This window comes from uncultured Bacteroides sp. (assembly GCF_910586915.1).
GTDB lineage: Bacteria > Bacteroidota > Bacteroidia > Bacteroidales > Bacteroidaceae > Bacteroides.
Map to the genome: position 1 here is coordinate 1 of NZ_CAJULN010000064.1, position 11,658 is coordinate 11,658.

Genomic DNA, 11,658 nt, shown 5'->3' on the forward strand with positions numbered 1-11,658 from the left:
GAGTTTTTCCGTAGTGGGAGCAAGGCTCAAGACTGACATAAATGGTAGAACGTTTCAGTAAAGATTCGTCTTTGACAGAACGGATGGCATTGACTTCGGCGTGCGCCTCTCCGCAACGGATGTGATACCCTTCACCGATAATTTGTCCGTCGCATACAATAACTGCTCCTACCATTGGATTTGGTGCTGCGTTGCATAGCCCGTTTCGGGCAAGCTCAATGCAGCGTCTCATGTATTTTTCTTCTTCCATTTTAATGCTCTTCGCTATATTATTCTTACTTTTGCAGTCCGAAATTGTAAATATATGAATCGTATCACCGCTTACATCCGCCAGTCTTTGCAAGGTATATATCCGCCGGAAGAGGTCAAAGCCCTTACGATGTTGATCTGTTGCGATATGTTATGTTTGGATGCGCTTGATATTTACCTCGGCAAAGATATAATTTTATCTGAATGCAAAGAGCGTGAATTGGAAAACATTATATTCCGTTTGCAGAAAAACGAACCGATACAGTACATTCGCGGTGTGACGGAGTTTGCCGGAAGGAGATTCAAAGTGGCTCCCGGGGTGTTGATTCCTCGTCCGGAGACAGCGGAGTTGGTGGCCTTGGTTGCCCGGGAGAATACGGACGCTTGTCGTCTGTTAGATATAGGTACGGGAAGCGGTTGTATTGCAATCTCTTTGGATAAGCGGCTGCCGAAAGCAGCAGTGGAAGCCTGGGATATATCGGAAACAGCATTGACTATCGCACGTACGAACAATAAAGAATTGGAAGCTGAGGTTACGTTCCTGAAAAGAGATGTCTTTTCCGACGATTGGGAGAAAACACCTTCTTTTGATGTCATAGTCAGCAACCCGCCTTATGTGACGGAAGCGGAAAAGAACGAGATGGAGGCCAATGTGCTTGACTGGGAGCCGGAATTGGCTCTGTTTGTTCCCGACGACGACCCGTTGCGGTTTTATCTTCGGATTGCGGAGTTGGGACGCGCACTGCTGCTGCCGGGTGGCAGGCTCTATTTTGAAATAAACCAGGCTTACGGTCGGGAGACGGCACATATGCTTGAAATGAACCAATATCGTGATGTTCGTGTTGTAAAAGACATATTTGGAAAAGATAGAATAGTTACAGCTAATCGATGAGTGCACAATTAACAGACGAAGAGGCTTTGAATCGTGTAGCCTCCTATTGCTCTACTGCCGAGCATTGTCGGGCAGAAATAAGTGAGAAGTTACAACGTTGGGGAATTGCCTATGATACCATTGCGCGTATTCTCAACCATTTGGAAGCAGAAAAGTTCATCGATGATGAACGTTTTTGCAGGGCTTTTGTAAACGATAAGTTCCGGTTTGCCAAATGGGGAAAAGTGAAGATTGCTCAGGGACTTTATATGAAGCGGATTCCTTCCGATGTGGCATGGCGGTATCTGAATGATATTGACGATGAGGAATATCTTTCCGTCCTGCGTGGTTTGCTGGCTTCCAAACGGAAAAGCATTCATGCGCAAGATGATTATGAATTGAATGGAAAACTGATGCGGTTCGCCATGAGCCGTGGGTTTGAACTGAAAGATATCAAGCGTTGTATAGACGTCCCCGACGAAGAGGAGCAAATAGACTGAAAAAAATAAACCCATTCTTCTTTTTATTCTCGTTCAATTTCTGTACTTTTGCGGCAAATAATTAATAGTTAGTTTAGTTATGAAAAACTTAGAGAGACTGTTTGCGGAAAAACTGTTGAAGATTAAAGCCATTAAACTTCAACCCGCTAACCCTTTTACATGGGCTTCAGGATGGAAATCCCCCTTTTACTGTGATAACCGTAAAACTCTATCCTATCCTTCTCTTCGTAATTTTGTGAAGGTTGAAATTACACGTCTGATATTGGAGCGGTTCGGACAGGTGGATGCGATTGCAGGTGTAGCGACCGGTGCAATTCCACAAGGAGCTTTGGTAGCTGATGCATTGAATTTGCCGTTCGTGTATGTTCGTTCTACCCCAAAAGATCACGGGTTGGAGAATCTGATAGAAGGCGAACTTCGTCCGGGAATGAAAGTGGTAGTGGTTGAAGATTTGATTTCGACAGGCGGCAGCAGTTTGAAGGCTGTGGAAGCAATCCGTCGCGATGGTTGCGAAGTGATTGGTATGGTTGCGGCCTATACATACGGATTCCCTGTTGCCGAAGAAGCATTCAAAAATGCAAAAGTAACTTTGGTGACACTGACTAATTATGAAGCGGTGCTTGATGTTGCTCTTCGTACCGGTTACATTGAGGAAGAAGATATACAGACATTGAACGAATGGCGTAAAGACCCCGCTCATTGGGATGCTGGAAAATAAGAATTTTGTTTTAATCAAACATATTTATAAGAAAAGAACTGTTCGGACATGAATTGTCCGGATTGTTCTTTTTTTGTTTTATACCCAAATAATTATGAATAAATTTGAGAGCAGCGTTAAGGTGATACCTTATAGCCAAGAACGTGTGTACAACAAACTTTCGGATTTAAGTAACCTGGAAGCAGTCAAAGACCGTTTGCCGCAAGATAAGGTGCAGGATTTAAGTTTTGATTCGGATACACTGAGTTTTAGTGTTTCGCCCGTCGGACAACTGACACTGCAAATTGTAGAACGTGAACCTTGCAAATGCGTAAAGTTGGCAACCATCAATTCGCCACTGCCTTTTAATATGTGGATTCAATTGGTAGCGACAGGAGAAGAAGAGTGTAAAATGAAAGTGACCATCGGAATGGATATTAACCCGTTTATGAAAACGATGATACAGAAACCTCTTCAGGATGGCTTGGAAAAGATGGTTGAAATGTTGTCTATCATTAATTATTAATAGAAGTATAACGAAAGACGGACTTTATGGCACAGAAACTTTGGGAGAAATCCGTACAAGTGAATAAAGATATCGAGCGTTTCACGGTGGGGCGTGACCGGGAGATGGACCTTTATTTGGCCAAGCACGATGTGCTCGGTTCTATGGCTCACATTACGATGCTCGAAAGCATCGGTTTGCTGACGAAAGAAGAACTGGAACAGTTGTTGGCCGAACTGAAGAATATTTATGCTTCTGCCGAAAGGGGGGAATTTGTCATAGAAGACGGAGTGGAAGACGTGCATTCCCAGGTAGAATTGATGTTGACCCGCCGTTTGGGAGATATAGGAAAGAAAATCCATAGTGGTCGTTCGCGGAATGACCAGGTGTTGCTGGACTTGAAACTTTTTACCCGTACGCAGATAAAGGAAATAGCCGAAGCGGTAGAACAGCTTTTTCATGTACTGGTGCGTCAGAGTGAACGATATAAACACGTATTGATGCCCGGTTATACCCATTTGCAGATAGCCATGCCTTCTTCCTTCGGATTGTGGTTTGGCGCTTATGCCGAAAGCCTGGTGGATGATATGATGTTTTTGCAGGCTGCGTTCAAAATGTGTAACCGCAATCCGTTAGGATCGGCTGCCGGATACGGCTCGTCTTTCCCATTGAACCGTACGATGACCACCGAACTGCTTGGCTTTGATTCAATGAACTACAATGTAGTATATGCGCAGATGGGGCGCGGCAAACTCGAGCGTAACGTCGCCTTTGCGTTGGCTACGATTGCCGGCACGATTTCCAAGCTGGCTTTTGATGCTTGTATGTTCAACAGTCAGAATTTCGGTTTTGTCAAATTGTCGGATGATTGTACGACAGGTTCCAGCATCATGCCCCATAAAAAGAATCCGGATGTGTTCGAACTTACCCGCGCCAAGTGCAATAAACTGCAATCGCTTCCTCAACAGATTATGATGATTGCCAATAACCTGCCTTCCGGCTACTTCCGCGATTTGCAGATTATCAAAGAAGTTTTCTTGCCGGCTTTTCAGGAATTGAAAGACTGTTTGCAGATGACGACTTACATCATGAATGAGATTAAGGTGAACGAACATATTCTTGATGATGATAAGTATCTGTTCATCTTCAGCGTGGAAGAGGTAAACCGTTTGGCACGCGAAGGAATGCCTTTCCGTGATGCATATAAAAAGGTAGGCTTGGACATAGAAGCCGGCAAGTTTTCCCACAGTAAAGAAGTACATCATACTCACGAAGGAAGTATCGGCAATCTTTGCAACGTAGAGATTTCCGCTCTGATGCAGCAAGTAGTCGACGGATTCAACTTCTTTGGGATGGAGAATGCAGAGAAAACTCTGCTTGGAAGATAACATGATTACCCGCTGATTTCACCCGTCGTACGACCGATTTCCAGCACATATATCTCCTGTTTTTACGGCCTATATCTCCTGCTTCCAGCATCTATAGAGCCTATGTCCAGCTCATATATGTCCTGCATGCAGGATATATATGAGCTGTAACTTGTTGATTATCAGGTTTGGTTTTGCGGAAAGAAGGCGGGCAAATGTTATTTTTAGAAACTTTCCTTTAAAAAGATTTGGCGGAAACAAGTAAACTGCTTATCTTTGCACCCGTTGAAAAAAACGCGGAAATAGCTCAGTTGGTAGAGCATAACCTTGCCAAGGTTAGGGTCGCGAGTTCGAGTCTCGTTTTCCGCTCTTTCTTTGAAAAGGATGCTCGAATGGTGGAATGGTAGACACGAAGGACTTAAAATCCTTTGGCCATTGCGGCTGTGCGGGTTCAAGTCCCGCTTCGAGTACGAGTATTCTTATAGAGGCTTTATGAATCATTGATTCGTAAAGCCTTTTTTTTATAAGTGTACTACATACATTTGATTTCGGAATAAGCCAGTGTTTTAATTGTTAACATAAGAAAATACTAAAGAGATGGAAAATAGCGACAGACAGATCGAATTAAAATTTCAGAAGTTTTTTACTGCTAACTTTCCTAAAGTGAAAAACTTCGCTCAGATGCTTCTGAAATCGGAAGCCGAGGCAGAAGATGTGGCTCAAGATGTTTTCTGTAAACTTTGGTTGCAACCTGAAGTCTGGTTGGATACTGAGAAAGACTTGGACAATTACATTTTTATAATGACCCGGAATATTGTCTTGAATATCTTCAAACATCAGCAGATAGAACAGGAATACCAGGAGGAGGTAATCGAGAAAAGCCTTCTCTACGAACTGACAGAAAAGGAAGAAATCTTGAATCACGTGTATTATAAGGAAATGCTTATGATTATTCAGTTGACTCTGGAAAAAATGCCGAAGCGTCGGAGACTGATATTCGAACTTAGCCGTTTCAGAGGATTGAGCCATAGGGAAATTGCTGATAAACTCGATGTTTCCATCCGTACAATAGAGCATCAGGTCTATCTCGCCTTGATAGAATTGAAGCGGATACTTATCTTATTTCTTTTTTTCTCAAATATTTTTAAGTAGTCTGCGTGAAATAGTTGTATTTAGTATATAAAGCCTCAAAAAAGAAAGAAAAAGTTTATGAAAAACTATGTTCAACAACTCGTAGAATTGTTTGGAAACAATGACTGTTCGGCAGAAACGCGCAAGAAAGTGCAGAAGTGGCTGGCCGACGAGGAATATGTTGATGAAAAAAACGAAGCACTCCGTATGCTTTGGAAACAGGCGGGAGAATGCGAAATCCCCGATAATATGTTGCAGTCCATACAGCAGATGCAGAAGAATACAGGAGTGCGTTCCGTTGCTCCCAGCAAGAAGAGTTATCAGTTGCTTGTATGGCGAGCGGCGGCTATTCTCCTGTTGGCAGTGTCGTCCGTGTCCGTCTATTTGGTAATGGAAAAGGAGAGGCCTACGAAAGACTTGGTGGAATGCTATATGCCCATATCGGAGATGCGCGAACTTACCTTGCCCGACGGTACACAGGTGATGCTGAATTCGAAAACCACTTTATTGTATCCGAAGCAATTCAGTGGAGAGACACGGAGCGTCTATTTGATAGGTGAGGCCAATTTCAAGGTGAAGCCCGACAAGGAACATCCTTTCATTGTGAAAGCGAACGACTTCCAGGTGACAGCTTTGGGAACGGAGTTTAATGTCAATGCATATCCGGAGAACGACGAACTGATTGCTACTTTGCTCGAAGGCAGTGTGAAAGTGGAATTTAACAATATGACATCGAATGTCGTGTTAAAACCCAATGACCAGTTGGCCTACAATAAACTGACTAAGACACACGGCTTGCAACAGCCCGAAATAGACGACGTGACGGCCTGGCAGCGTGGAGAACTGGTTTTCAGCAAAATGTATTTGGAAGACATCTTCACGCATCTCGAACGTAAATTCCCTTATACTTTGGTCTACAGTCGTAATAGTCTGAAGAACAATACATATAGCCTCCGCTTCCGCAAGCAGGCGACGTTGGATGAAGTGATGACTATCCTCACCCAAGTAGTGGGAGATGTGCAATATGCCATCAAGGGAAACAAGTGTTATATCACAGCAAAAAACAAATAGAGTGTAGAACCTTTTAATATTTGATACATAATGCAAAAAAATACCCGGAAAGAATGGCTGTTCCTTCCGGGTGTGAAATCAAATTCCTTTAATATTAGCGTGTATTGACGCTATTCTGAGTAATCGATAGAATAATAACCAATTAACTAATACTAAAGATGCTACAAATTTACGAAAAAATAGCAGAACAAATAGCTCATAAGTGGGGCTTTCTCACTTTTTTAAGCCTATTATTACTACTCTCAACTCAAGTTTCCGCCCAAAGTGACCGTAAAATCACTATTCAGCAGAAAAATATCGCAGTTGTCGATGCATTGAAGATTGTGGAAAAACAGTCGAAGATGTCCATCAACTACAGTGATTCCGAATTGAAAGGAAAACGTATCTCCAATCTTACTTTGCACAATGTATCTGTTCCGGTTGCGCTGGACGCTATTCTGAAAGGAACCGGATTTGCATATCAGATTCAAGGCAGTTATGTTATAATCACACAAAAGAAACCCGCCGCCGTTCCTGCGGCAACTCTGAAAGACATCAAAGGACAAGTGACCGATGAGAACGGCGAACCCTTGATTGGAGTGAACATCTCGGTCAATGGCAGTACTACAGGTACAATTACCGATTTTGACGGAAACTTCACGATAAAAGCTACGGATAACTCCACACTGAAAGTCTCCTATATCGGATATGCCACACAAATGGTAGCCGTTTCCAAGAAAGAGTTTTATCCCATCCGGATGAAGCAGGACACGGAAGTGCTGGACGAAGTGGTGGTTACGGCTTTGGGTATCAAGCGTGCGGAAAAAGCGTTGTCATACAACGTGCAGCAAGTGAAAGGAGACGCGCTTACCACCGTCAAAGATGCCAACTTTGTGAATGCACTGAATGGTAAGATTGCCGGTGTGACCATCAACAAAAGTTCTACCGGTGTGGGTGGCGCCGCCCGTGTGGTAATGCGTGGTGCCAAGTCGCTCGAAGGAGACAACAATGCGTTGTATGTGGTAGACGGTATCCCCTTGTTTAATACGAATATGGGAAACACAGACAGTGGAATCATGGGCGAAGGCAAGGCCGGCACGGAAGGAATTGCCGACTTCAATCCGGAAGACATCGAAAGCCTTTCCATATTGAGTGGTCCTTCGGCTGCTGCTTTGTATGGTAGCAATGCAGCCAACGGTGTCATTCTGATTACCACCAAGAAAGGTAAGGAAGGCAAACTGCAACTCTCGTTCTCTTCTTCCTCCGAATTCAGCAAAGCATACATGACGCCTGAATTTCAGAATACATACGGCAATAAGAAAGATATGTATGAAAGCTGGGGCGAAAAACTCTTGGTTCCCGCAAGCTACGACCCGAAGAAAGACTTCTTCAACACCGGAACCAATTTCATTAATTCGCTTACATTGACCACCGGTACGAAGGCAAATCAAACCTTTGCTTCTGTCTCTTCTACCAATTCGAAGGGAATCGTGCCCAACAATGAATACGAACGTCTGAACTTCACTATCCGCAATACGGCAACTTTTCTTGACGATAAGTTGCAACTCGATTTGGGTGCATCGTATGTGAAGCAGAAAGATAAGAACATGGTGTCGCAAGGACAGTATTGGAATCCGGTGATGGCTGCCTACCTGTTTCCCCGAGGCGAGGATTTCAACGAAATCAAGACATTCGAGCGTATGGACGAGAGCCGTAAACTTCCGGTGCAATACTGGCCTGTGGCCGACCCGGTATATGCGTCGCAGAACCCATACTGGACTGCCTACCGCAATGTGGCTACCAACGAAAAGAGCCGTTATATGTTCAATGTAGGGCTGACCTATAAGATTACCGATTGGATGAATGCTGCGGCACGTTTCAGAATGGACGATACGCACGTACGTTTCGAACGCAAAATCTATGCATCATCCGATCTGAAGTTTGCCGAAGGAACCAAAGGACACTACGGATACAGTAATTATGAAGACCGTCAGGAATATGCCGACTTCATGCTGAATATCAATAAAGCGATTTCCGATTTCAGTCTTGCTGCCAATATCGGTTGGAGCTATTCCGATTATTGGTCGTTGGAGAGAGGCTATAAAGGAACCTTGCTTGGTGTGCCCAATAAGTTTGCCGCTTCCAACATAGACCCTGTCAACGGACGTATTTCGGAAGACGGCGGCAACAGTCGTGTGCGCAACCATTCTGTTTTTGCCAATGTGGAATTAGGCTGGAGAAGTATGCTTTATTTGACGTTGACCGGACGTAACGAGTGGAACTCCCGTTTGGTGAACACGAAAGAAGAGTCGTTCTTTTATCCCTCTATCGGTCTGTCGGGCATTATTTCCGAGATGGTGAAACTTCCCGAATTCATTTCTTACTTGAAAGTTCGCGGTTCATATACGGAAGTAGGTGCTCCTATTTCCCGTTCCGGACTGACTCCGGGAACGGTGACTGTTCCCATCGTTGGAGGAGCGTTGAATCCTACCGGTATCTATCCGTTCACCGATTTCAAGGCCGAACGTACGAAGTCGTACGAATTTGGATTGAGCCTGAAACTTTGGAAAAAACTGAGTGCGGAAGTGACCTATTACCAGTCGAATACATACAATCAGACTTTCTTGGGAAATCTTCCCGAATATACCGGATACAAGAAGATTTACTTACAGGCCGGTGACGTTGAAAACCGTGGCTGGGAAGCATCTCTCGGCTATTCCGACCGGTTTAAATGCGGATTGGGATTGTCTTCTACATTGACCTTCTCGCGCAATATCAACGAAATCAAAGAGATGGTGGAAAACTACCATACCGATTTGATGGAAACTCCGATTAATATCCCCGAAGTGTTGAAAGATAATGGCCGCGTCATCCTGAAAGAAGGTGGAAGCATTCATGACATCTATGCGAATACATTCTTCAAGAAAGACCATCTCGGCTATGTCGAAGTGAAGAGCGACGGAACCTTCGGTATGGAAAGAGGCGAACCGGTTTATTTGGGCAGAACTTCTCCCGACTTCAACATGGGATGGAACAATACGCTGACCTATAAAGGCTTCGGACTCGGTTTCCAGATTAACGGACGTTTCGGAGGCGTGGTCACCTCTTCTACAGAAGCGTTGCTCGACCGTTTCGGGGTGTCCAAACGTTCGGCGGAAGCACGCGAAGCAGGAGGTGCTTTGCTGAAAGGACAGGGATTGGTAGATGCCAAAGCATATTATCAGATGATTGGTACCGGCGGATATGAGACTTCCGGCTACTACGTCTACAGTGCCACCAACATTCGTTTACAGGAACTGACCTTGAGCTATACGATGCCTAATAAATGGTTCGGCAATGTTTTGAAGGATGTCACCGTGTCGTTTATAGCCAACAATCCGTGGGTGCTTTATTGCGAAGCACCGTTCGACCCCGAACTGACGCCCTCTACCAGTACCTACGGCCAGGGAAATGACTATTTTATGCAACCGAGCGTCCGCAACTTCGGTTTCGGTATTAAATTTAAATTATAAACAGACCTTCTTTATCATGAAAAAGATACATCAATATAAACTTTTAGCGGGAATATGCGTCATGTCGTTGTTCGCCTCATGTAATTTTGAAGAAATCAACACCAATCCGTTCGAAATGTCCGAAGGAGAGGGCGCTATGGACGGCTTTGAAGTCGGTGGATTGGTGACTGCCATGCAGCGCACGGTAATTCCTGTAGGTACGCAGGCTGATGATACGGATGTGATTAATGCCTATCAGATAGCTTACCACTTGTCGGGCGATAATTGGAGCGGTTTCTTCGGCGAAAATAATAGTAGCGGATGGAGCTCAGGCAGCAACAATACCACCTATTTCTTAATTGACAATTGGATAAAAGAAACCTATACGCAGTCGTACACCAATGCACTCGACCCGTGGAAGAAACTGAAGATGGCGTCGGAGAAGAACAAAACACCCGAAGTTTTCGCATTGGCTCAAATACTGAAAATATCCGCTTGGCACAAGGCACTTGAAAGTTTCGGCCCGATGCCTTATTCCCATGCGGCAGATGCCAGCATGAATATTCCGTTCGATGCGGAGAAGGATATATACGAAGCCATATTCAACGAACTGACCGATGCTATCGCCGTAATGACGGAAAAGTCGGAGAATGGTACCAATGTGATGGGAGCTTACGACGCGGTGTATGCAGGCAACGCCACTAAGTGGGTGAAATATGCCAATTCATTGATGCTTCGTCTGGCTATGCGCGTCCGTTTTGCTGACGAACAACTGGCTCTGAAATATGCAACGCAAGCGGTGAAACACCCTATCGGTGTGATGACCGCCAAAGACGATGCTGCTCAGATGAGTCAGGGAGCAGGTATGACGTTCCGCAACAACATCGAGTGGCTTGCCGGAAATTATAACGAAGCCCGTATGGGTTCATCCATGTTTGCCTATCTGATGGGATACCAAGACCCTCGTTTGAGTGCCTATTTCTTACCGGTTGACGAGAAGTGCGCTTACGGTGTGGTAGCTTACGACGGAAATAAGTATCAGGCTGTACCTCCCGGACATACCCATTCGTCCAATTCGACTTACGAATCCTTTTCCAAACCGAATATCCAGAGCGGTACTCCTACTTATTGGTTGCGTGCATCGGAAGTCTTTTTCCTGCGTGCCGAAGCGGCTTTGGTGTGGGGTGGCGAATTTGGCAGTGCCGATGCGTTGTACAGGCAGGGGATAGAGATGTCTTTCCAGGAGAACGGTGTCACAGCTTCGGTAGACGATTATATGAATGCCGGTTTGACGCCGGTAGCTCACAACGTGGGTGGATGGAGTTATAGTTATTCGGCTACGGCTCCGTGTAATACGACTGTCAAGTTTGAAGGCTCCAATGAGAAAAAACTGGAAAAAATCATGATTCAGAAATGGATTGCACTCTTCCCCAACGGCCAGGAAGCCTGGACGGAATGGAGAAGAACCGGCTACCCGAAGTTGAATCCCATCAAGACACTGCGCGGACAGTCGCAAGGGGCTACTATTGCAGAAGGTGTCCGCCGTATGATATATCCTACAAGTTTTTACCAGACGAATGAAGGAAAGGAAATCTATCAGGCAGCTTTGGAACTGATGAAAGACCGTGCTGCCAATCCGGAGGATGTAGATATGTCTTCTACCCGTTTGTGGTGGGATTGCAAGCGATAATCGAAGAGTTACTATTTTTTTAATACAGATGAAAACTATGAAATCATTAAGAAAAACCTGTTGGTTGAATTAAATTAGTGAATATTTTATCTGTCCAATCGGACGGT

Annotated in this window: 10 protein-coding genes and 2 tRNA genes; 11 read left to right on the forward strand and 1 reads right to left on the reverse strand. The window is 44.7% G+C overall.

The features are described from left to right. Nucleotides 1-250 (reverse strand): deaminase (locus tag QZ331_RS13665; RefSeq protein ID WP_294631211.1); only part of this gene is annotated, 250 nt, incomplete at its 3' end. 54 nt (nucleotides 251-304) lie between these two features. Between QZ331_RS13665 and prmC the strand changes: the two genes are divergently transcribed. The 11 genes from prmC (at nucleotide 305) to QZ331_RS13720 (ending at nucleotide 11,551) form a co-directional block, all read left to right on the forward strand. Then, entirely contained in the window at nucleotides 305-1,141 is an 837-nt protein-coding gene (gene prmC / locus QZ331_RS13670) for a peptide chain release factor N(5)-glutamine methyltransferase (protein ID WP_294631213.1), read from the forward strand. Further along, complete coding sequence (locus QZ331_RS13675) at nucleotides 1,138-1,620, forward strand: regulatory protein RecX (RefSeq protein WP_294631215.1); 483 nt, start codon at nucleotides 1,138-1,140, stop codon at nucleotides 1,618-1,620. Before prmC ends, QZ331_RS13675 begins: the two co-directional genes overlap by 4 nt. 79 nt (nucleotides 1,621-1,699) lie before the next feature. Next, nucleotides 1,700-2,338 (forward strand): orotate phosphoribosyltransferase, encoded by a 639-nt coding sequence (gene pyrE, locus QZ331_RS13680; protein WP_294631217.1) that lies wholly within the window; start codon nucleotides 1,700-1,702, stop codon nucleotides 2,336-2,338. 94 nt (nucleotides 2,339-2,432) lie between these two features. Next, entirely contained in the window at nucleotides 2,433-2,843 is a 411-nt protein-coding gene (locus QZ331_RS13685; protein ID WP_294631219.1) for an SRPBCC family protein, read from the forward strand. A gap of 26 nt (nucleotides 2,844-2,869) precedes the next feature. Next, nucleotides 2,870-4,210 (forward strand): argininosuccinate lyase, encoded by a 1,341-nt coding sequence (argH, locus tag QZ331_RS13690; protein WP_294631221.1) that lies wholly within the window; start codon nucleotides 2,870-2,872, stop codon nucleotides 4,208-4,210. A 275-nt stretch (nucleotides 4,211-4,485) separates the two neighbouring features. Further along, nucleotides 4,486-4,558, forward strand: a tRNA-Gly gene (locus tag QZ331_RS13695). 17 nt (nucleotides 4,559-4,575) lie between these two features. Further along, nucleotides 4,576-4,659: transfer RNA gene (locus tag QZ331_RS13700), tRNA-Leu, on the forward strand. 127 nt (nucleotides 4,660-4,786) lie between these two features. Beyond that, complete coding sequence (locus QZ331_RS13705; RefSeq protein ID WP_294631223.1) at nucleotides 4,787-5,341, forward strand: RNA polymerase sigma-70 factor; 555 nt, start codon at nucleotides 4,787-4,789, stop codon at nucleotides 5,339-5,341. A gap of 57 nt (nucleotides 5,342-5,398) precedes the next feature. After that, the gene (locus tag QZ331_RS13710; RefSeq protein WP_294631225.1) at nucleotides 5,399-6,391 is read left to right on the forward strand and encodes a FecR family protein; all 993 of its coding nucleotides are present in this window, start codon (nucleotides 5,399-5,401) and stop codon (nucleotides 6,389-6,391) included. 158 nt (nucleotides 6,392-6,549) lie between these two features. Next, complete coding sequence (locus tag QZ331_RS13715; protein WP_294631227.1) at nucleotides 6,550-9,882, forward strand: TonB-dependent receptor; 3,333 nt, start codon at nucleotides 6,550-6,552, stop codon at nucleotides 9,880-9,882. Between the two features lie 16 nt (nucleotides 9,883-9,898). Further along, nucleotides 9,899-11,551, forward strand: coding sequence for a SusD/RagB family nutrient-binding outer membrane lipoprotein (locus tag QZ331_RS13720; RefSeq protein ID WP_294631229.1), 1,653 nt, complete (start codon nucleotides 9,899-9,901; stop codon nucleotides 11,549-11,551). The last annotated feature ends 107 nt before the right edge of the window (nucleotides 11,552-11,658 follow it).